Genomic DNA, 24331 nt, shown 5'->3' on the forward strand with positions numbered 1-24331 from the left:
ATATGTAGTTTTACATAAATTATTAAAAATTTTGTTCTTATTATTGTTTTAACTCCATTTATGGTATATAAGCTATGAAATTGATATTGTTTCTTTATTATTCCTTAATTTCTCTTAGTAATTATTATTTTTATCCATAAAAAAATATTACTAGGCTATAAGTCCTAGTAATATTTTAAAATTAATCTTCTCTCTCACTATTTATCTTTTCAATTATTTTATTAGCTTCATTCTGAGGAACTTCCTCATATCTTTCAAAGGACATTTTATACTCACCCCTAGCCTGGGTGATTGACCTTAAATCAGTGGCATAACTAAACATCTCTGCTAAAGGAACCTCACAGACTACCCTTTGCCCATTTTTTTCTGGTTCCATTCCAATAATTCTTCCACGCTTTTTATTCATATCGCCTATAACATCTCCCATATATTCATCTGGTATTATTATATCAACTTTCATTATAGGCTCTAAAAGTATTGGTGTTGCTGCCTCAAGTCCTTTTTTATAGGCAATTGATGTAGCTATCTTAAATGCCATTTCTGATGAATCTACAGGGTGATATGAACCATCATGAAGTGTTGCTTTAAGACCTATCACAGGATATCCTGCTAATACTCCATGCTTTATACAATCCTTAAGCCCCTTTTCAACTGCTGGTATAAAGTTTCTTGGAACAGCCCCTCCAACAACTTGATCTACAAACTCTAATTCATCATTACCATCATATCTTCTCTCAAATTTTATTTTTACATCTCCATATTGTCCATGCCCGCCGGATTGTTTTTTGTGCTTTCCTTGAACATCAGCGCTTCCCTTTATAGTTTCTCTATATGGTACCTTTGGCTCTCTAAGTAATACATCTACACCAAATTTATTTTTTATTTTACATGCTATAACTTCTAGATGAGTTTCTCCAATTCCTGATACTATAAGTTCTGCATTCTCCGTATCACGCTTTACTTCAAATGTTGGATCTTCTTCTAATAATTTATTCAATGCAATAGATATCTTTTCTTCATCGCCTTTTGCTTTAGGTAAGACAGCCATGGACATTATAGGTTCTGGGAAATTTAACTTATCATATATTATCTTAAAGCTTGGATCTGCAAGAGTATCTCCTGTACCAGTAAACTGAAGTTTCGAAACTGCTCCAATATCTCCAGCTACTATTTCATCTGCCAAAATTTGATTTTTTCCTCTCATAAAGAATATATTAGATAATTTTTCTCTCTTATCTTTAGTTGTATTTATTACAGGCATATCATTTTTAAGTCGCCCTGTGATAACCCTGAATAAAGAAATCTTACCTACAAATGGATCTGCTATCGTTTTAAATACTAATGCAGAAAAAGGTGCATCTTCTGAAAGACAAATATACTCCTCTTCTCCTTTTTCATTTATAGCCTTTTGTGCAAGTGATAACTCTGGTGATGGGAAACACTCAACTATATCTTCTAGACAACAATTCATACCTATTGCTTTAACAGCACTTCCGCACATTACAGGTGCTATCTCTCCTGTACTACAACCGTTTATTAAGCCTTTATATATCTCCTCATCACTTAATGTTCCATCGGAGAAATATTTATCTAATAATTCTTCATCAGTTTCAGCAACAGCTTCCATTATCATTTCTTTACATTCATCTATCTTCTCTATTAAATCTTCTGGAATTTCTATATCTTCTATTTTTTTAGTTTTAAGATCATATAGTCTAGCTCTTTTTGATATTACATTTATTACTCCCCTAAAATCATTTTCTTCTCCTATTGGATACTGAATTGGTACTACACTTATCCCAAATTTCTCTTTAAGCCCTTTTAAAGTTTTATCAAAACTTGAATTTTCTCTATCTAATTTATTTATAAAGAAGGCTCTTGGTAGTTTTATTTTATTGCAATAATTCCATGCTTTTTCAGTACCAACTTGTACACCAGACACTGCACATGTGACTATAATCCCAACATCAACAGCTCTCATGCCTTGAATACTCTCCCCTACAAAGTCAAAGTATCCTGGTATATCAACTAAATTTATTTTAGTGTCTTTCCACTCTAAAGGTGAGATTGATGTAGAAAGTGATATACCTCTACGTTTCTCCTCCTCATCAAAGTCTGATACTGTAGTTCCATCTTCTATTTTCCCGAGTCTTGTAATTACTTTTCCATTGTATAATAATCCTTCAACTAAAGAAGTCTTGCCAGTTGCACCATGTCCTATAAATCCAATATTTCTTAAATTTTTTATATTATAATTTTTCATATATTATGAGGATATTCTTCAATTGATAATATACAATTGCTTTTCCCCTTCACCCACCTTTCAAAAACTCTCATATTAATCTTTATGAAGGCTTGGGCTATTTTAGACTTATAGTTTAATATAATTACATGTTTAAATTTTTAGTTAACATTTCTATCCAAATATCTCTTAATATTCTATTTCATGATAAAATTAATAGTATTTCTATAAAGGGGGAATGTCATATTTTTTTTGAGTTAACTAATAATCTAAGGAAGAGATTAGATGGCTTAAATGATATTGTTTATATTATATTTATGGTATCTTTAAATTGGTTTTTATACCTACCATTTATATTAATATCGCTACTTTACAAAGAACATATCATGGATATAGGTGTATTCTGCAATTTTTATAACTACTCTAATACCTTATCTAATATTCTATTTGCTGTGGTATTATTACCTCTCTTTCACACTTGCATTCAAGCTATTATAATAAGACTTCTTTTTAGGATAAATCTTACTAAAAAGCAAGTCTTATTCTTAGGTACTGCAATATTTAGTTTATTTCATTGTTACAGCATATTTTGCATCATTCAACTTGTAGTTCCTAGCTTTATACTATTTTATTCTTATATTTATTATAAAAATAAACAAATACCATCATTTTACATAGTACTCAGTATAAGCATTATATCAAGTTTAATAACGTACTTAGAGCAAGTGTAATTAAATAAAAGCAGAGAATTAATTCTCTGCTTTTATTTAATATATATCTTTTAATATTAGACTTAAACATCTAGTTACATATCATATACTTTTAGACTTAACTACATATTTTCTATCTCTACAGACATAACATCATCAATGTCGTTTAACTTCTTAGCTAAACCTAATGACGATTCTTCTTTTTTAGCTCTAATAATAAAATGAATATTATATATACTTATTGAATCCTCTAGACTTTTCTCTGTCTTAAATGAAGACAATATATAATTCTCATTTGATAATACTTCATCTATTTTGTTATCTGGGTACTTAGACATCTTTATACTTACATTAAATAATTTTGATCCTTGAATCTTTTTAAAAAAATGTAAATCTAAAAACTTTTGTGAAAATTTAAGAATAACGAATACTATAAAAGTAGCAAAAATACCTACCTCATACATTCCTGACCCTATAGCTAGTCCTATAGCTGCTGTCGCCCATATTCCAGCTGCTGTTGTAAGGCCTTTTATAAATCTCTTTTCTAAAAGTATTGTCCCTGCTCCAAGAAAGCTAATTCCACTAACAACTTGAGCTGCAATTCTACTTGGATCTAATCCTATATTGTTTAATGCTATAATATCACTAAATCCATATTTTGATATAATCATAAAAAGCGCACTCCCGACCCCTACCAAAAAGTGTGTTCTAAGTCCTGCTTCTTTGGAATTCATTTCTCTATCTAATCCAATTAATCCAGCTAAAATACCAGCCACCAATATCCTTAGAAAAAAATCTAATACATTTTCCATATCTCTATATTTTACTATTTTATAATAAGTAAAATCCTCCTTTCTCTCCTTATCTTTATTAAATTAAATTTCAAAAAGTCCACTTAAACATTGCTAAATAGCAATTTCAAGAGGACTATATCTAAATCTATATTTATATTAATTTTTGTATTAAGTATAACATCCAACTAAAACACTTTCAATTAAATTCCATATTATTTTAATTTATTTATTATTTAACTATAATTATAAAAATATTTCGATAACTGCTTATAATTTTTTCGTTAAAATTTAAATAAATATATGAAAAAGGAAAGAGCATTAAATTATCTCTTTCCTTTTTATTATTTAGAAAATGTAGTTTTATAGTATTTTCCGTCTAATATACTAGATACTCCATCATTGTAGTAAGAAATAAACTTACCCTTATACTTTGTTTCTTTTGATGATTTAATATTTTTTACTATTCCTTTATTAGAATAGTTTACATATATATCTCCTTTACCATTAATAAAAATATCTTTTTTATCAACAGACTTATCTAACGCTATTTTTTCACTCTTAGCATCTATATTCTCTAAGCTCTTTTTAATTATTCCATTTACTAAATTATCTTTTACTTCTCCAAGATACATATAACCATCTTCATCTATTCCTAATATCTCTATTGGTTCTTTAGAATTCATAGGTACTCTTTCATTAGGCTGAGTCATATGAACTATAGTTCCATTTTTAGAAATATAGACTAGTCTATCTTTAGTTGGCATTATTGAAACGCTTCCTAAACTTCTTACTGTTAATGGTACATTAGTTGCAAAGTTTTGATTAATGTCAACTCTATATATAGCATTATTTACTCTAACATATGTAACTCCTGTAATTGTTGAAGCTTGTATATCAAAATTCTTATAACTAGCATTATATGGACAAATATCAACTATTTTTTGATTGACCCCTTTTTGAGGCTCATAATTATATAGTACTATCTGATTATCTTCTACTTCTAAAGTAAGTAACATATTTCTATCTTGAAGCCAAACAGATCTTAATATCTCTCTACCATCTGAATCTTTTAATGGTTTTATATCTCCACTAGTAGTATCACATACTTCTAATGAATAATTTTCATAGTAACTTATATATCTACCATCATAAGATACTTTTATATCTTTTGCATTAGTTGGTATTTGTACATGCATATTTGTATTAGTATGGTTATTGTTTATTGCTACTTGCTCCATATTAACATCAGTGTTATCTTTAAAATAAAACTTATCTAGGAAAAATAGTACACCACATTGTAATATAAGTGATAGAGCTATCCAAGATAATATCATCTTTAATTTCTTCATAACTTCTCCTTTGTTATTTTACTATAATTGAGGATGCGATATATCTTTCTCCAAGTCCATTAGATACATCATTTATAACTTGTCCATTTAAATACATTGTAGATGACTTTCCTCCATCTAAATTAATGGCAGTTACGCATTCTCCTTTTGTAAGCATAAGAGATTGAAGTTCTGTCATTGTACATCCTAAGCCTCCAACTAAATCTCTACCATCAATAACCATCATAACTATTGATCCATCAGCTCTTTGTCCTATTGCAGTTCTTGGTGCTATACCTCTTGCCCCATCTGAACCTTCTAATGGAGTTGGCATGCCATCTTTAATTAAAACTGGTTTAAAACTAACAGCCTCCTGAACATTTAATTCCTTAAGTTCCTTAATAGAGTATTTACCTGCAAGCATTTTACCTTCTTTAGTAATAGCCATACATTCTGTTTTTGCATCATCCGATTTTAAATCAGAGAAAACTATTTTTCCATTAGAGATTATAACTCCTGTAGGAGTTCCTCCATTACCTGTCCAATTTGAGCTACTAGAAGTATCTATAAAAGCTCCTCCATTTACAGCTGCTACTGCATTATTTTGTATAGCCATCTCTGAAGTTGTTTCTCCTTTTTTATACATACTGCTTGTATATGCAACTTTAACTCTCTTAGGATCCTTAATTACTAACATATGTCCATTATATTTTGAGTTTTCAAATTTATAAAGTTCTATTGTATTATCATGTTTTGCATTTACTTGAACTACTGAATTATTGTTTTTAAGACCTAAGTTTGAATTTTGATCACTAGAAGAATTAAGTATATTATCAATTCTTTCCTTTGATAAAAACATCGTAGCTAAATATTGATGGTTTAAAGTCGTCATAGCTGATCCAACATATATCCTTTTAGCATTATCAAAGGGACCATAAAGTAATACAAATGGTGCTGTGATTGCAGTGAAAACTAATTCAAAAACTAGAAATGCAATGATTCTCTTCCATTTTTTTCTTTTATTCTTTACTCTTTTGTTCTTCATTAAAACTCTCCCAAACAAAATTTTTAAAAATCCATCTTATTATTATATATTAATTTAAAGTCTAAATAAATATCTCTACATAAGTATATTCCATATCATTGTTTATAAAAACTATATTTTGACGGGAATAAAACAGTATATTTACTATAGTACCTTATTTTTATAAAACATATATAATTAAATTACAATATCCGATTTTTGTCAATTAATCCTATAAAAACTTATGATTTTTTTAAGAATTTCTTATGTATTTTGGGTTTTTTTTCAATTTATGGTTTTATTTTACATTGACACTCTTTATGAAAACGTTTATTTTTATAGTATAGAATATTGATGAAAGGATGGTAATTGGCATGAAAATTTTGGGCGTTTTTGATATTCTAGGTCCCATAATGGTTGGCCCCTCCTCTTCACATACTGCTGGAGCCGCAAAACTTGGAAAAATAGCTAAAAGTATTGTTGGTACTGATATAAAAGAAGTTACTTTTCTACTTCATGGTTCCTTTGGTAAAACCTATAAAGGTCATGGTACAGATCGAGCACTTGTTGCTGGAATCCTCGGAATGAGCCCAAGTGATGATAACCTTAAAAATTCTATTCTTATAGCTCAAAATAAAGGTCTTAAAATTAATTTTATTGAACAAGATTTAGGACAAGCTCATCCGAACACAGTAAAGTTTATAATAAAAGATATCAATGATAATATCCACGAAATAATGGGTTCTTCCATTGGAGGTGGTAGTGTAGAAATTAATGAGATAAATGGAAACAAAGTTAAAATAACTGGATCATATCCTACTATAATAACCTGCCACAAAGATATTCCTGGAACAGTCGCAAAAGTCTCAGAATTACTTTATGAAGATAAAATTAATATCGCTTTTATGAAACTTGGTAGAGCTGAAAAAGGCAAAGATGCAACTATGACTTTTGAAGTTGATAGTGTGATATCTGCTTCATTATTAAATGATATAAAAAAAATAGATGGAATAAACAAAGTAATAATTATTAATCCTGAAATGGAGGTATCTAATAATGATTGCGAAGTCAGCTAAAGAACTTATAAATATTTGTAAGTCAAATAATATTAAATTAAGTGAATATGCAATAAATCGTGAAATAGATGAGAAGAATATATCACGTGAGGAATTATTTTTACATATGCAAGAAACTCTTAATGTAATGAGACAAGCTGCTAATACTGGCAGAGAAAAAGAAGTTTATTCATTAAGTGGATTAATTGGAGGCGATGCTTTTAAACTGCAAAAATACTTAGAATCTGGTAAATCATTATTAGGAAATACCGCAATAACAGCTATGGCAATGGCTTTGTCATCTTCAGAAGTAAACGGTTCAATGGGGAAAATAGTAGCATGTCCAACTGCTGGCTCTTGCGGTATACTTCCAGCAGTTATATTAACAGCTGGTGAAAGACTTGGAAAAAATGATACTGAAATGATTGAAGGATTATTTGCAGCCTCTGCTGTTGGTATGATAATTGGAATGAATGCAACATTTGCAGGAGCTGAAGGGGGATGCCAAGCTGAATGTGGCTCTGCCGCAGCTATGGCTTCAGCAGCAGTTGTAGAAATGATGGGAGGCACTCCAGAAATGAGTTTAAATGCTGGTGCTATAGTATTTAAAAACATATTAGGGCTAGTTTGTGATCCAGTTGCTGGTCTAGTCGAAATACCTTGCGCAAAAAGAAATGTATCTGGTGCTATTAGTGCACTCTCTACAGCAGATCTAGTTATGGCTGGAGTTTGTTCAAAGATACCATTTGATGATGCATTATCTGCAATGTATAAGGTAGGTATAGAGCTTCCAGCATCCTTAAGAGAAACAGCACTTGGAGGAATTGCTATTACAAAAACAGGTCTAGAACTTAAAGATAAAGTATTTAATAACAATTAAATGTTTAAAAACTAAAGTTTAAAATTCTAAGGAGGAAAAATAATGCAAGTTTTAATCGGAACAGGACTTTTATTATTAGTATTAGGTTTATTTACACTATTTAGTTACAAAGCACCACAAGGAATGAAAGCAATGGGGGCTCTTGCTAGTGCAGCATGTGCAAGCTTCTTAGTTGAAGCATTCCACTCTTCATTCTTTGGTGATGTATTAAATATAGAATTTTTAAAGAAAATTGGTACAGCAAATGGCAGTCTTGGTGGTGTTGCCGCTGCAATCCTTGTGCCTTTAGCTCTTGGTGTATCACCTGTATATGCAGTTCTAATAGGACTATCATGTTCAGGACTTGGAATATTACCTGGATTCATTGCAGGGTATTTAATGTCTTTCGTTGTTAAATTTTTAGAAAAGAAACTACCTGGAGGATTAGATTTAATAGTTATAATTGTATTTGCTGCTCCTTTAACTAGATTTATAGGAGATTGTATGACACCAGTAGTTGATTCAACACTTCTAAAAATCGGTCAAGTTTTAGTAGCTTCAGCTGACTCTAGTCCTATATTAATGGGAATAATTCTTGGTGGTATTATAACCGTTGTTGCAACTGCGCCTCTTAGTTCAATGGCCCTAACAGCTATGCTTGGTCTTACTGGAGCGCCAATGGCAATAGGTGCATTATCAGTATTTGGTTCATCTTTCTTAAACTTTGTTTTATTCAGTAAAATGAAATTTGGAAGTAAGAAAGATACTATATCTGTAGCTATAGAGCCTCTTACTCAAGCAGATATAATTACCGCAAACCCTCTCCCAGTTTATATAACTAATTTCATAGGTGGTGCTTTATGCGGTATTATAATTGTTATAATGGGACTTACAAATATGTCTCCAGGTACAGCTACCCCTATTGCAGGATTTGCAGTAATGTTTGCATATAATCCAGCATTTAAAGTATTATTAACAGCTTTAGGTTGTGTAGTTGTAAGTGCCGGCAGTGGTTACTTAGGTTATATGATGTTTAAAAACCATAAGATACGTACAGCTGCTGAAATTCGTGGAGAAAATGTAATTTCAGAGGAAATACTTCAAAAAGAAGCATCATAAGAAATATTAAATAAAAAATATATATTAATATATAAGCTTTAGAGTGTAGAATTTATCTGCACTCTTTTCTTTTTCAAATAAAATAAAATTAGACAACAAAAAAGTTACATTCAAGTATTGATATAGTCAAAATAGTTATTATTAAATATTTTTATATTTATTTTAATTATATTTTAATTATCATTAAAATATAATTGTATTTTTCTTGTATTCATAATATAATAAAACAAATTATAACTATTACTAAAAAATACAAATTTATTTAGGGGGATATTTATGAAAAAAAAGTTAATAAGTCTATTGATTATCTCAACAATATCATCAACTTATTTTACATCTAAAATAAGTCATGCTGATACTGTAGAAAACTATCCTAAGGGAGATAATGCTGTCGTTGAAAACTACTCTAATACTACGAAGGCTACTAATGTAAACGATAATAAACCAGAGACAAAAGAATTTGATAACTCATATATAAACTTTAAAAACATATGGGGTGGAAATTCATTAAAAATTTTATTTAATCAAAATACAATGAAAATAGAGGCAATTGCAAAATCTGATAATTTTGGAAACTCAAATAATAACTTTACCTTCAAATTAATCAATAAAAAAAATGGACAAGCAATTCTAGATACAACTGCAAATAGTAAATATGTTAATAATTTTGTATCTAAGATTAATAATGCATCATTCAATTATGGAGATATCGTAGCATTAAATATTAATAAATCTTCTGGATTATCTAATCCTACTTTATATAGCAACAAAAATTCAACAAGAACAGATTGTATTGAAAAAACTCAATATTTTGAGATAACTAAGAATGGACTTGTAAACTATACTCCACGCATAGATGTTAAACCATTACATATTTTAGGAGAAGGCGCTGTCACATCAGCTACTATTATAGGAACTACTAATCCAGGTAACAAGGTTTGTGTTTCTGTAGAGGGTAATAATTACTATGAAAATGCTGATTCAAATGGAAGCTTCTCAATAAATATAATTGATAGCAAAGGATTAAATGCTACTACTCCAATATACGTTAGTGTTGGTGAATTTAAAGCTTCTATCTATCCTCAATTATCAAATAAAGAAAATCTGAAGCAAGAGACAATTACAGGATATAAATATATTTTAAATGCAAATTTAAATGAATTAACTAAACCTACTAATTCTGAAGTATATTATGCAAGAACCCTATTAAGTAAAGAGGGACAAAAAGCTTGGGACTTAGCTTATAGAACTTTACTTAATTATGATAATAGTGATAATAAGTATCCAAGAGATTCTCAAGGAAATACCATAATTTCTATAGATTATGCTTCTAAAGGAATAAATATAAATGCTGATGATGCACAAAAAATACAAAAGTATTTAGTTAGAAACTGCCCAAAAATGTTCTTATTAAAAGACTGGCCAGCATCTCCTATTAATAAAGATGGAAAAGTTATTGGACAAAAGTTTTACATAGGTAACGGAGCCCAAAATGGAGATGATTATCATAAACAACTTTTAAAAACAGAAAAATCAGTTTCAGAGATTCTAAGTAAAATTCAACCCAATATGAATATATATCAAATAATTCAAGCAATACAAATTCATTATGAAAATATGGTTAGTTATATGGTGTCAGGAGCTGACAGTGATATTAGGGGAACATTCATAGCTCATAAAGCTATCTGTGGAGGATATTCTAAAGGTTATGAATATTTACTTCAAAGATTAGGAATTGAGGCAATATGGGTAAATGGATATGCTGCTGGACCTCACGCTTGGAACTTTGTTAACTTATATGGAAATTGGTATTTAAGTGATACAACTTGGGGTGGTCAAAACTGGTACTTAAATGGCTTCGATAGCAAGTTTACTGAAAACCATAAAGTTTATGATACATACGATGTTATGCCTAAATTAGCAAAAGATAGTATTCCTTGGGATATAGGAAATATTGACAAAAATATAGTTAACTTAACTGGAGTAGTAAACTACCATAACAATAATGATGGAACAATTACAGTAACATACAATGATAGCCAAAATATAAATAAGAATATTCAAATAAATTCTAGCTTAAATGATTGGAAGCCAGTTGATATGAAGAATGATGGAAATGGACTATGGAGTGTAACTATCGCGAATAAAAGTGAAAATAAAGATATCAACTTCTTCTTTACTATAAATGACCAATATTCAACTACAGGTAATATTAAAGAAAATAACTTAAAAACAGATTTATTTCCTAATGGAATGAATAATATTGTATTAGATAATGTGAGGTAATATTCACAGAATAACTAAAATAATGTTATACTATTTTTTATGAATATAATATATATATCTTAGTCTATATACAAATAAAATCCTAGAGATTACTCTCTAGGATTTTTATTTATAAATATATAGCTAGGCTTTCATATGGTCTTAAGTTTACCTCTTTTGATATTTTACTATCATTATAATTACTTATTAGTATCTTACTATTTTCTAAATTGTAGTTAGATAATGAAACTTTAGATTCAGTACCATAGAAATTACATAAAACAATAAGTTTATTATCTCCAAGCACTCTTTCATAAGCTAATATGCTATCACTCCCTTTTAATAAAGGTACAATCTCACCATCACTAATTATCTCATGCTGTTTTCTTAAATTTACTAAATCTTTATAGTAATTGTATATAGATTTATCATCATTTAAGTTTTTCTCTACATTTATATCTTTATAATTCTTCGATATATTTATCCAAGGTGTTCCCTTAGTAAATCCGCTATTTGTCTCTCCATTCCACTGCACTGGGGTACGAGAATTATCTCTTGATTTAGATTTAAGAATATCTAATATTTTCTCCTCATCATAACCTTTCTCTTTAAGATCTTTAAATGCATTTATAGACTCAACATCTCTATATTCATCTATACTCTCAAACTTTGGATTTGTCATCCCAATCTCTTCACCTTGATATATATAAGGAGTCCCCCTCATTAAATGAATAGCAGTTGCCAGCATTTTACCACTTTTTTCATGGAAGTTATTATCATCACCAAATCTTGATAATACTCTTGGTTGATCATGGTTACACCAAAACAATGCATTCCATCCATCCCCTACTTCCATTCCTACTTGCCAATCAAATAATATATCCTTTAACTTTTTAAAGTCAAAATCCATTAAGCTCCACTTATCACCATTTAGATAATCTACTTTTAAATGATGGAAACTAAATGTCATAGTTAATTCTTTCCTTGATGGCTTAGTATATTTAATGCAATTATCTATTGTTGTTGATGACATTTCACCTACAGTCATCGAATCATCATACTTAGAAAATACCTCTTCGTTCATTTCTCTTAAGTACTCATGAATTTTAGGTCCATCTGTATAAAATCTTCTACCATCGTGATTTGTATCTTCTAAAGTATCGTTTAAAAACCTTTGATCTTTAGACAGTAAGTTTACAACATCAAGTCTAAACCCATCAACACCTTTATCCATCCAGAATCTCATCATCTTATATATTTCTTCTCTTAAAATCTTATTTTCCCAATTTAAATCTGCTTGAGTTACATCAAATAAGTGAAGATAATATTCATCTAAACTTTCAACATACTTCCAAGCTGATCCACCAAATTTTGATACCCAATTTGTTGGTAGCTCTTCATTCTTTCCTTTTTTCCATATATAGAAATCATGATATGGATTGCCTTCACCTTTTATAGCTTCTTTAAACCATTTATGCTCTGTAGATGTATGATTAACTACCATATCCATTATTATCTTTAATCCTCTTTTATGAGCTTCATCAAGTAACATCTCAAAGTCTTCCATCGTTCCAAATAAAGGATCTATATTATAATAATCAGCTATATCATATCCATTATCATTTTGTGGAGATACATATATTGGAGTAAGCCAAACTACCTCTACCCCTAGGTTCTTTAAATAATCTAATTTTTCTATAATCCCTTTAATATCTCCAATTCCATCACCATTGCTATCATTAAAGCTCTTTGGGTATATTTGATATACCGTAGCTTTTTTCCACCAATTATTCATTATAATTTTTCCTCCTAAGATTACTTAAAGGAATTGCATACTATTAGTGCAATCCCCCCCAAGATTATCTATCTATTATTTTTAATTTGATCTCTCTTGTAGAATACAAATGTTAATATAAATGGTACTGCCACTGCAACTCCCATAGCTAACATATATGTTATCCAATGACTAGGTTGTATTGCTAAGAATGCTGGAAGTCCTCCAACACCAATTGAATTTGCAAGCACTCCTGTCATTATTGATACTACTGCCGCTGATGCTGAACCTATTATAGCTGCATAGAATGGATATTTAAACTTTAGGTTTACACCAAACATTGCAGGTTCTGTAACACCAAGCCAAGCAGATATTCCTGATGAAAGTGCTATTGATTTTATCTTTGAATCCCTCTTATACAATATAACCATGGCCATTGCAGCTGAACCTTGTGCTATATTACTTAATGCTATTAAAGGCCATATCATTGTTCCCCCATTATTAGCAATAAGCTGTAAGTCAACAGCTATAAATGTATGGTGAAGACCTGTTATTACAAGCGGTGCATATACAAGTCCAAAAACTATAGCTCCAATTATCTTAAATGGTCCAGTTAAAAGATATGTGAATACCGCTGCTAATCCATTACCTATTTCACGTGATACTGGCCCTATTATTATATAAGAAAGAAGTACTGTAACTATTATTGCAACAAATGGTACTATAATCATTTTTAATACATCTGGTATATATTTTTTTATTGTAATTTCTATCTTTGATAGTGTAATACCTGCAAGTATTGCTGGTATTACTTGTGCTTGATAACCAACTTTATCTACTGTAATAATTCCAAAATCCCAGAAAGGAATAGCTCCTTTTGCCGCTGCTTCTGCATAACCGTAAGCATTCAATAACTGAGGTGATACTAAACATATTCCAAGTACTATACCAAGTATCTCAGATCCACCAAATTTCTTAACAGTTGACCAAGTTACACCTACAGGCAAGAAGTGGAATATAGCTTCACCTATTACCCATAAAAAGCTATGAACTTCTCCAAGTACAGGATGCAGTTGAATTAATGTTTGAGTTCCATCCCCAAATATAGCTAAGTCACCAATAATGTTTCTAAATCCAAGTATAAGACCACCAGTTATAATAGCAGGAAGAAGTGGTATAAATATCTCAGCAAGCCCACCTATTATACGCTGCATAATATTCATATTCTCTTGTGCTGCTTTCTTACTTTCTTCTTTAGATACAGATTTTATATTTCCAGCTTCAATAAAATCATTAAAGAACTCACCTACTTTGTTTCCTATTACAACTTGAAATTGACCTGCATTTGTAAACGTACCTTTTACAGAATCTAATTTTTCAATCTCTTTAGGTTTTGCCTTAGACTGATCTTTTAAAACAAGTCTTAATCTTGTAACACAGTGTGAAGCACTAACTACATTTTCTTTTCCACCAACTAGTTCTAAAACTTTTTCGGCTTCTTTTCTATATACTCCCATTTGTATCCTCCTTTTATATAACGTTTTCTCTTTTTGTAAACGTTTGACCATTGTTCTTATGTTTATAATAACTTGTTCAAACAAGTTTGTCAACACTTGTTTGAACAAGTTGTCAAATTTTAATGACTACTAGTAAAAAAGTGTATATAATATACTTACAGAAACATTTTGAAGGGAGACAATTATGTCTAAAAGTAAATACTTAGATGTATATAACTATCTTAAAGAAAATATATTAAATGAGAATTTTAAAGCTGGAGAAAAATTGCCTTCAGAAAGTGAACTTACATCTAGATTTTCTGTAAGTAGAAACACAGTTAGAAGAGCAATAGATATGTTAGCTACTGATGGGCTCACAACAAGCGTTCATGGAAAAGGTGTATTTGTTATAGAAAATAAACCTTTTAAATTCTTAGTTGGAGGACTTCAAAGTTTTAAAGAAGCATCTAGAAATAATAGTATTAAGTTTATAACCAATGTTCCATTATTTGAGGAATTGATTGTAGATGATAAATTATCAAAAAAGACAGGGTTCCCTATTGGAAGTAAAGTTCTACATATTTTAAGAGTCAGAAATATAAATGATGAAAATGTAATCTTGGATATAAATTATTTTTTACTTGATACAGTTTTGGGATTAACTAAAGAAATGGCTTCTGGTTCAATATATAAATTCCTAGAGGAGGATTCAAATATAAAAATAGCAGGTGCTCAAAAATTAGTATCCGTAGAACCCGTGTCTTCTTTGGATAGAAAGTTCATTGACCTAGGAAATAATAATTTAGTTGCAATAATTAAAAACTTTGCTTATCTAGATGATGGTACACTATTTGAGTATACAGAATCTCACCATAGACCTGACAAATTTACATTTACTACATTTGCACGTAGGTCTAATAGCTAAAAAAGTAGTATAAGGGTAAACCCTTTATACTACTTTTTATTTTCTAAATATATTATATAAGAATTATTGTTCTAATTGACTAAATCTCTATTTTCGAAATACTTATTCTTTATTATATAATCAGCTATTTGATATGCCTCTTCTAATTTTTCCTTTTCTTCAGGGGTAGGATTACCAACTACTATACCGCCTTTAATCACAGTAGCATCTCTATTTGTATTTAAGAGATTTCTTCCCATAAATTTAGCATTCGTATCTATTCCTAAAAGATATAAAATTGTAGGTGCTATATCAGTTTGTCCCCCCGGAACATTTAAAGTCTCGCCTTTTATTCCTTTTCCATAAATAAATAGTGGTATTTTATGATCTACGTTCTTCCACCAATCCCCTTCAAGAGGTAAGTTTTGAATTTCATCATTATAATATTTATGAACTCCTGTATGATCTCCATATATAACAAGAACAGTATTATCTAAAAGTCCAAGTTTTTCTAACTTATTCATAAAGAAACCTATTTGCTCATCTGCATAATGAACACTCTGGAAATATCCACCAAGCTTATTCTCATCAATTTCTTTTGGAAGTTTTAGCTCTCTATACTTATCTGGTAAATCAAAAGGACCATGACTTGATAAAGTAGGAAGCATTGAAAAGAATGGTTCTTTTAATGTCTTAAGTTTATCCGCATATTGATCGTAAAATGATCTATCTGAAAGTCCCATTCCAAAGAAATCATCTGTATTATAGGAAGCTACATCCCACATTCCTTCATATCCTAATGCATTACTGTGAGCTTCAGACCAATTCCAATCACCAGCTCTTTCAGCATGTGTAGATACAGCAGTATATCCATTTTTTCTAAGTATTCTTGGAAGTGCAGGATACTTAACATCTGCATGAGTTAAAAATGTAACACTATCTCCTAATGTCAACAGACCTGAATTCACCATCATATCACAATCTATACTATTTCCTGCATTATTTTGCTCATATATATTATCAAAATAAAATGATTTATTCATAAGCTTATTCAAATTTGGAGTTATCTCTTGACCATATACTTTCTGTCCTATTACAAAGTTTTCTAATGACTCTATTTGCATGAATATAACATTTTTCCCCTTAAACATCCCCTTATATTCATTATCAGGTAGTTTTTGATTATTCCATTTAAGCCATTCATCAACCTGTTTCATTTGATCTTCATTTGGTTTCATATTTTTTTTCTCTAATGCTACCGCTGCCTCATATATATGATATCCTATTGGAGAAGCATTGTGCATCATTGCAAATGGTGACCATTCAGTACTCATATATGATACTCTACCATCCGTAATATCTTTTACATCAATTAAGTAGTGAGTTCCATATATAGTAGCAATGCAAGCAATTATCCCACCAATTGCTAACTTTACATTTTTCTTATAATTACTTATACACTTTGCTTTATTTCTTATTACTATAAAAATTGGTATATCTATTATAAACAGTAGATCTAATATATCTGGGTTTACCAGACTTTGTTTTAGTGGATTAAACATTTCTCTAAAGAATATATGTCTAAGACCCAAATAATCTCTATTTGCTCTATAGTACCAAAGATCTGCTAATAATAATAATGAATATAAAACATCAATTACTATTAGATAGCTAAGCTGTCTTTTACCCTTAAAGAAAAATGCTGGAATAACTAATATGGCTATAAATGCTATATGCGCAAATATTAACTCTATATCTACATGAACTCCCCATCCAATAAATGTTCTTCCTGTATTTGAAGAACCTATAGCCATAAATGATACTGTCTTTATTATAAGCATAAACACTACAGCAAATTTAATTACAGTTTGATTACTTATTTTCTTAAAAATATCACATGCTTTTTTTAAATTCATAATTTTATCTTCACCTATTTCATCCTACTCCTATTGTCTTATAAAATATATCTTTTAAATATCTTCATTTTATAATTCTTAAGTTAGCTAAGCCACTCTTTTATTTTTTCTACGCCAGATACTGCCAATATTACAAATAACCAACATACTATATATGAATATCTTGATTGCATTTCTGTAACCAAGTAAGTTACGCCATATCCACAGAATGTTATATAAAATAAGTTTATTTCCGGATTATTTTTAAATCTCTTTTTATTAAATAATCCTATAAACACAAGTATCATTATTAATGCATAAACGAATTGGAAAACTTCTTTTCCTCCAATATCAAATTTAACTATTATATCATCTTCTGGAACATTAAGCTGTGACCAAAACACACCACTTAAATCACCTTCACTCCATTGAATTGCATATTTACCTATATAGAATTCTGATAGTGTTGAAATAGGAGTAGTTGTAAGCCTTTTAAATATAATATCCTTACATGCATTTTGTATATCATCATAATTAAAGTTATACATTTCTGGAATTGCTGCATCATCTGGATTCCATCTACCACCATACTCTACATTTGTACCTTTAAGTACATTAGTAATTGATGGTTCTGCACCTCTCCATAAGTTATTTTCAGTAATCTTTAACACTCTTAGAGTTGTACTCGCTATTCCTAATACCAATATAAATGATATTACTACCATAAGTACAGACTTTATCTTATCTTTTACAGTATTATTTGTATATATGATTATATACATAACAAATGCTATTACAGTTACTACTGCAACCATTCTAAACAAGTTTCCAATTGATAAAAGTGCCCCTGCTAAGATAAACATAGCTGGATGAACCTTCTTCTTACATGCTAGAAGAAATACATATATACTGCCTAAGTAAAATGGTATAGCTATATTTTCTGTACACAATACCCCAGTATATGTTATAAGAGGTGGAAAAACTGCCGCAATTAGTCCCCCAATTATTGCATACTCTCTCTTTTCAAATACTTCTTTAAGTATTAAGTAAATTAAATAAATTACTACTACACCCATTATTAAATTAACGACTTTCATTGCTAAAATCGCATTCGGGAAAATTTTAAGCATAAGTGCCATATACATGACCATTACAGTTAAATGAGGGAATCTTGATATGTATCCTGTACCCCATAACATACCATAGTTACCTTCTAGTACTGCTTTTGCAGTTTCATACATAGTATTAAAATCAGATACGGGTACTGATTTTATATTTATAAGCCATAATAACCTCAATAAAAATCCCCATAATAAAACTATTATTATTTTACTTTTGTTTGTAAGATATCTAGTCTTTATTAAAAAATATCCTAATACAATACTTATTCCATATAGTGCAATTGAAATTGCAGTTGATAAATCTAATCCTTTATAATAGACCTTTAAACTACCTATTGCTGCAAGAACCAAAATAAGTATTAATGGCTTTAATGCTATAGTTACAAAGCTTGTAAAACCATTTCTAAACTTTTTCATCTCCATTATAAATTCCTCCTAAATTATAGTAAATATTCTTAACTACAGAATTTTACAAATATCATTGTATCATAATATTAATAGCTTTTGGTGTCCTGCATACACACTTTGTAAAACTTATAGTCATTTTAAGAAAATTTTAAGTATTATAAAAAAGAGTAGAAGACTTAAATATCTTCTACTCTCTTGTTTAATCTTTATAATTTAAAAAGCTTTTATTACATGAATAATCCTGCACCTGGTCCAAGTGGTAACCCTAATAAAAGCCAAATTATTAATAGAGCTGACCATGATACTAGGAATGCAATTGAATATGGAACCATTGTTGAAATCAATGTTCCTATTCCCATATCTTCATCATAAACTTCTGCAAATGCAACTATTAATGCAAAGTATGTCATAAGTGGTGAGATTATATTAGTAGTTGAATCACCAATTCTATATGCCATTTGAATAAGCTCTGGAGAATTTCCAAGCTCCATAAACATAGGTACAAATACTGGTGCCATAATAGCCCATTTTGCTGATGCTGAACCCATAAATAAGTTTATAAATGCTGCAACTGCTATAAATCCTAATATTAGAGGTATTCCAGTTATATTTGCATTTCCTAGGAAATCTGCTCCCTTTACTGCAATAACAGTACCTATATTTGTATGGTTGAAATAAGCAACAAATTGAGCTGCAAAGAATACTAAAACTATGTATCCTCCCATTGATGCCATACTTTTACCCATTAAATTTATTACTTGCTTATCGTTTGTTATATCTCTCTTACCAATTCCAAACGCAATTCCTGGTATAAAGAATGCCATAGCAATGATTGTTACCATTGAGTTCATGAAAGGTGATTTTAATATTTCTCCTGTTTCTGGATTTCTAAGTGGTCCCCATTGTGGAACAACAAGTAATGCCATAAATATTACAAATAAAAGTAATGCAATCCCAGCAAATTTTAGTCCTCTTTTTTCTTCTGGAGTAATTTCTGTTATATCTTCAACTAATTTCTTTCCTTTATATGCCCCAAGTCTTGGTTCTACAACCTTTTCTGTAATTATAGTACCTACAATTGTAATTAATATAGTTGATGCAATTAAAAAATACCAGTTTGAAGCTATACCCACTTCATATCCAGCTTGAGCCATTTGTGCTGACTCTTGAGTTATACCAGCAAGTAATGCATCTGTTGGTCCAAAGATAATATTTGCACTAAATCCACCTGATACACCTGCGAATGCTGCAGCAATACCTGCAAGTGGATGTCTTTTAAAGCTTAGGAATACAACTGCTCCTAAAGGTATAAGAATAACATATCCTGCATCTGATGCAATATTTGAAACTATACCTGCAAATACAACAACAACTGTAATTAATCTCTTAGGAGTGCTTGTAACAAGCTTTCTTAACAATGTAGCTATAAGGCCTGTTCCTTCAGCAACACCAACTCCAAGCAATGCAACTAAAACTGTTCCAAGTGGTGCAAAGCTTGTAAAATTATTTACAGCACTTTCAAACATATATCTAATTCCTTCTGGAGTTAAAAGAGATTTAACTGTTACTGTTAATTCTTTAATCTCCATTGTTGCTCTATCTAATCCTGTATATGTAACTCCTACTCCCATATTAGCTAAAATAGCTGATAAACCTATAATAATTGCACATAATATAACAAAAATAGTAGCTGGATGTGGTAGTCCATTTCCTACTCTTTCAACCATGTTAAGAAATCCTTTTTTCTTCACTTTCTTTTCCATTGATAGTCCTCCCCCTTAATAAATATTGATAATTTCGTCCTTATAATAACTACATATGTTTTTAATATGAAAACATTATATAATATTTCCTTAAATAAAACAACATTTTTATTAACAATCAGGTAATTTTTTGTTAATAAAAAATCTGAAATCCTTATAATTTTATATAAAAAAGATATAATTCTATGTAAAAATGCTAATTTATTTTACTAAACGATTTTATTTTCTATATTTTTCCTTAATATTTCCTTATTTTTATTTCAGCCTTATCATATAAAGTATTACATATGATAAAATATATTTATCATTAAATAACGGGGGAGAATATATGAAAAATAAAAAACTAAAAAAAGGACTTATTTATAGCACTATTGCTATTTTTGTCATTCTTATAGGTTATGGAATTGCATTTTATTTTAGCTTCTTTCAAGGAGATACCTATGTTAAAAATGGACAAGTAGAAAGCAAAATTACTCCTGAAAATTATGAAAGCATTTATACTCAATCAATTATTAATAATGGAGAAACAGCAAATAACCTTACTCATAAAGATTATAACGGTATTTATCCTAAATCAGATACTCTGGATAATATCAAATTAAGTAAAGTTAATGATGTAAAAATAAGTATCTTAGGAAAAGAAGTTCCAAAAGATATTCAAGTTTTATTGAGATCACAAAGATATTATCTTCCATTAGATTATGTAACTAAAATTTTTGGGTATACTTCTACTAAAGAAAATCCTTTAAATTTTGAAAAGAAAGACTCAAAAATTATTTTTTCCGAAAAAGAAGCAACTATTAACGGCAAAAAGTATAATTTAAGAGGATGGCTTCCAAAATACAAAAATCAATATTATATCTCAATATCAGATATTGAGTATATATTTTCATTGACAGCAGTATTTGATTTTAAGGATAACTCAGTAAAATTACTAAAATCAAATTATAATCGTGCCACTAATGGAATAGCTCCATTAAAAGATGGCCAAGCTGCACTAATTAGACTTGAAGACTTTTCATCAGGTGGAGCTTTATATACAGATATAAATCAAACTAAGTTAAAAGCTATGGGAGACTATTTATATAGTAATGGCATAAGATTTCATGTAGCATGGGTTCCTCGATATAAAGAGCCTGATGTGAACTTTGATAACGACCTATTAACCAATCAATGTATAAATAATGTGGGCTTCGTAAATCTATTAGATTATATGATAAACAGTGGTGCTGAAATTGGACTTCATGGATATACTCACCAAGCAGGTAATAGTACTAGTTTATCTGGAATTGAACTATCAAGTAAATTTAATTCAACAGAACAGGAAACCAAAACAGTTATTGAAAATGCTCTTAAAAATGCAAATGAATTAAATATACCTGTTTATTTCTTTGAAAGTCCTCATTACCAAGCTACTAGGAAACAAAAGGATGTTATACAAGAATATTTTAAATATTTATATGAGCCATATAGCGTATTATACTATACTGCTCTTAAAGAAACTAATAAAGGTAATGTCTATATACCAACACCACTTAGTTATGTTCAAAATCATGATACAAAACCTATGATTAAGAATATTGAGAATCCAAGACCAGATATGCTAGCTTCACTATTCTATCATCCAACTTTAGAACTAGATTATATAACAGTATCTGATGATAATAATACATTTACAGAAAAACTTGCAGATAACTCTCTGATAAAATCAATAGTTGATGCATTAAATAAAAATGGATACTCAACTATACATGTAACAGATATTAAATAAGAGTATTAAATCAAAAAGCAAAGGTCTAATGAAAGACCTTTGCTTTTTTTATCTCTTTTATTTTTATTATTATAAATGCTATTATAGACCCAGTAGCCGCACCTGAAGTATCTATTAATACATCAGTAAACTTCCCTGCTCTTCCTTCAACAAACCTTTGGTGAAATTCATCAGTTGAAGCATAAAGGAATGATAAGATAATTGAATATATTAATGCCTTTTTATTACTTATATAGAATCTTAACATATTAAAATATAATAAGTTTAATATTAAATACTCTGTAAAATGTGCTCCTTTTCTAATTATAGTAATTGCTATATCAACATAACTTGCACTTATATTAAATCCTAGTGATTCAACTAGGTTTAATACAAAATCACTTTGTCCATTTGAAACATCTGCAGGTTGATTTGACATATAAAATATAAATATCATCCAACCAATTAGAATAATCCAAGATATTAATTTTTTTAACCTAATACTCATTTAGAAAAAAATCTCCCATCGATAGTTATAGGATATATTATACTATAATAAATCTATCAATGTAAATTTTGCATTCACCTATAAACCTGCATATCTATAATTATACTGATTATCTTTGCTCTACTATATACTTGTTTATATATGCTAGAGATTCTTCCAAAATACTTTGCCCACGCTCTAAATTCTCAATCTTAATATCTAAATTGCACAATCTTTGATCTATGGAATGCATATGATTCTTTAGATCTTGCAATAATTTTGTATCATATGGTATTTGTATGCCATCAGCATCTATAAAAATTCTTTCTGGTGGATCTCCACATTCTGAACACTTACAATATATCTTATTAGCATTTATATCTCTAAATAGCTTAAAAGTATCATTTTTGCATGAAGCACATGTTGATAGAATCTCATACCCCTCGCTACCTGCTTCATATAAATATTTGCTTCCACATTCTCTACAAGTCGCTTGAATATTATTATCTATAGTCTCAACTTGAAATTTATTCCCTGAACAACCTTCTTTCTGACATACAACTGTTCTAATCATTTTACCATCTCCCCAATCATAAATACTATACCTTACTAGGTAAATTATATTCTTGAGTAGATATAATTATTCTAAAAAAGAAAATAGAAATCTAACCTATTTTTTTGTTAGATTTCTATTCTACATAACTACACCTTTATTACTATATACACTATCTTTGTAACTCATTAATATCTTCTTCAACTTCTTTAATCTTTATATCTATATTAGAAGTTTTCTTTCCAGCTAAAATTAATTCTCGCTTTTCGAGCTTTAATTGTTTAAGACATTCCTTTAATTCCTCTATCTTTGTCAAAAAAAACACTCCCCATCCTAAGCTTTAAAAGATTCTAATTTTATATATTCTTATTATATTATATGCCTTTATAACCTTTTAGTTCCACCCTCTGAAAACGTAAACATACAAATTAATTATTTCTATACACTAATTATATATAATCATTAACGACTTGTACATAATTAACTTTAGTAATATTTTTTCATTTTATTACATTTTGTAGTCAATATATTAAAATTTATATAATTATTTTATTATTTATAATAAATAATATTCATATTATGTAATTTATGGTGATAAAACTCGTTGATACTAATTATAAAAGTTATGTAGAAGATATAATATTACAATCTTTTCAAAATTCTTAAAATAAAAAAAGCTATGAACTTGTGTTCATAGCTTTCCACCTATTTGGTGGAGATAAAGAGATTCGAACTCTTGACCCCCTGCGTGCAAGGCAGGTGCTCTCCCAACTGAGCTATACCC

18 protein-coding genes are annotated in these 24331 nt (G+C 29.4%); 6 read left to right on the plus strand and 12 right to left on the minus strand.

Translation table 11 applies throughout. The features are described from left to right. Positions 1-181: 181 nt before the first annotated feature. From fusA to JOC62_RS16390, 4 genes are all read right to left on the minus strand, one after another. Positions 182-2263 (minus strand): elongation factor G, encoded by a 2082-nt coding sequence (fusA, locus tag JOC62_RS16375; protein WP_204596371.1) that lies wholly within the window; start codon positions 2261-2263, stop codon positions 182-184. 811 nt (positions 2264-3074) lie between these two features. Next, the gene (locus tag JOC62_RS16380; protein ID WP_204596372.1) at positions 3075-3764 is read right to left on the minus strand and encodes an MgtC/SapB family protein; all 690 of its coding nucleotides are present in this window, start codon (positions 3762-3764) and stop codon (positions 3075-3077) included. 323 nt (positions 3765-4087) lie between these two features. Further along, positions 4088-5095, minus strand: coding sequence for a hypothetical protein (locus JOC62_RS16385; protein ID WP_204596373.1), 1008 nt, complete (start codon positions 5093-5095; stop codon positions 4088-4090). Between the two features lie 13 nt (positions 5096-5108). Continuing rightward, the gene (locus tag JOC62_RS16390) at positions 5109-6119 is read right to left on the minus strand and encodes a phosphodiester glycosidase family protein (protein ID WP_204596374.1); all 1011 of its coding nucleotides are present in this window, start codon (positions 6117-6119) and stop codon (positions 5109-5111) included. A gap of 353 nt (positions 6120-6472) precedes the next feature. Here JOC62_RS16390 and sdaAB point away from each other — a divergent pair, with 353 nt between their 5' ends. From sdaAB to JOC62_RS16410, 4 genes are all read left to right on the plus strand, one after another. Continuing rightward, the gene (gene sdaAB / locus JOC62_RS16395; protein WP_204596375.1) at positions 6473-7174 is read left to right on the plus strand and encodes an L-serine ammonia-lyase, iron-sulfur-dependent subunit beta; all 702 of its coding nucleotides are present in this window, start codon (positions 6473-6475) and stop codon (positions 7172-7174) included. After that, positions 7155-8033 carry an L-serine ammonia-lyase, iron-sulfur-dependent, subunit alpha gene (gene sdaAA, locus JOC62_RS16400; protein WP_204596376.1) on the plus strand — a complete coding sequence of 293 codons (879 nt, stop codon included), beginning with the start codon at positions 7155-7157 and terminating at the stop codon, positions 8031-8033. Before sdaAB ends, sdaAA begins: the two co-directional genes overlap by 20 nt. Positions 8034-8075: 42 nt before the next feature. Then, positions 8076-9131 carry a PTS sugar transporter subunit IIC gene (locus JOC62_RS16405; protein WP_204596377.1) on the plus strand — a complete coding sequence of 352 codons (1056 nt, stop codon included), beginning with the start codon at positions 8076-8078 and terminating at the stop codon, positions 9129-9131. A gap of 276 nt (positions 9132-9407) precedes the next feature. After that, positions 9408-11417, plus strand: coding sequence for a transglutaminase domain-containing protein (locus tag JOC62_RS16410; protein WP_204596378.1), 2010 nt, complete (start codon positions 9408-9410; stop codon positions 11415-11417). Between the two features lie 109 nt (positions 11418-11526). Here the strand turns inward: JOC62_RS16410 and treC are convergent, their stop codons facing one another. Continuing rightward, a complete protein-coding gene (gene treC / locus JOC62_RS16415) occupies positions 11527-13191 on the minus strand; it encodes an alpha,alpha-phosphotrehalase (RefSeq protein ID WP_204596379.1) in 1665 nt (554 codons plus the stop codon). Positions 13192-13259: 68 nt separating this feature from the next. Further along, complete coding sequence (gene treP, locus JOC62_RS16420; protein WP_204596380.1) at positions 13260-14687, minus strand: PTS system trehalose-specific EIIBC component; 1428 nt, start codon at positions 14685-14687, stop codon at positions 13260-13262. Positions 14688-14871: 184 nt separating this feature from the next. On the opposite strand from treP, the gene treR reads away from it, so the two are divergent. Then, a complete protein-coding gene (gene treR / locus JOC62_RS16425; RefSeq protein WP_204596381.1) occupies positions 14872-15591 on the plus strand; it encodes a trehalose operon repressor in 720 nt (239 codons plus the stop codon). Positions 15592-15662: 71 nt separating this feature from the next. Here treR and JOC62_RS16430 read toward each other — a convergent pair whose 3' ends face one another. The 3 genes from JOC62_RS16430 to JOC62_RS16440 all read right to left on the minus strand — a co-directional run bounded on the left by JOC62_RS16430 (position 15663) and on the right by JOC62_RS16440 (position 20757). Then, complete coding sequence (locus JOC62_RS16430; RefSeq protein WP_204596382.1) at positions 15663-17486, minus strand: LTA synthase family protein; 1824 nt, start codon at positions 17484-17486, stop codon at positions 15663-15665. Between the two features lie 83 nt (positions 17487-17569). Further along, the gene (locus tag JOC62_RS16435; RefSeq protein ID WP_204596383.1) at positions 17570-19009 is read right to left on the minus strand and encodes a glycosyltransferase family 39 protein; all 1440 of its coding nucleotides are present in this window, start codon (positions 19007-19009) and stop codon (positions 17570-17572) included. Between the two features lie 212 nt (positions 19010-19221). After that, positions 19222-20757, minus strand: a complete 1536-nt coding sequence (locus JOC62_RS16440) for an AbgT family transporter (protein ID WP_204596384.1) — start codon at positions 20755-20757, stop codon at positions 19222-19224. Positions 20758-21085: 328 nt separating this feature from the next. Here JOC62_RS16440 and JOC62_RS16445 point away from each other — a divergent pair, with 328 nt between their 5' ends. Beyond that, complete coding sequence (locus JOC62_RS16445) at positions 21086-22528, plus strand: DUF2334 domain-containing protein (protein ID WP_204596385.1); 1443 nt, start codon at positions 21086-21088, stop codon at positions 22526-22528. Between the two features lie 25 nt (positions 22529-22553). Here JOC62_RS16445 and JOC62_RS16450 read toward each other — a convergent pair whose 3' ends face one another. From JOC62_RS16450 to JOC62_RS16460, 3 genes are all read right to left on the minus strand, one after another. After that, positions 22554-23015: a VanZ family protein gene (locus tag JOC62_RS16450; RefSeq protein WP_204596386.1), complete on the minus strand. Its 462-nt coding sequence runs from the start codon at positions 23013-23015 to the stop codon at positions 22554-22556. Positions 23016-23124: 109 nt separating this feature from the next. Continuing rightward, complete coding sequence (locus JOC62_RS16455) at positions 23125-23568, minus strand: hypothetical protein (protein WP_204596387.1); 444 nt, start codon at positions 23566-23568, stop codon at positions 23125-23127. Between the two features lie 151 nt (positions 23569-23719). Continuing rightward, positions 23720-23863 carry a hypothetical protein gene (locus JOC62_RS16460; protein WP_204596388.1) on the minus strand — a complete coding sequence of 48 codons (144 nt, stop codon included), beginning with the start codon at positions 23861-23863 and terminating at the stop codon, positions 23720-23722. Positions 23864-24331 lie beyond the last annotated feature (468 nt).

The organism is Clostridium sardiniense (assembly GCF_016907995.1).
GTDB lineage: Bacteria > Bacillota > Clostridia > Clostridiales > Clostridiaceae > Clostridium > Clostridium sardiniense.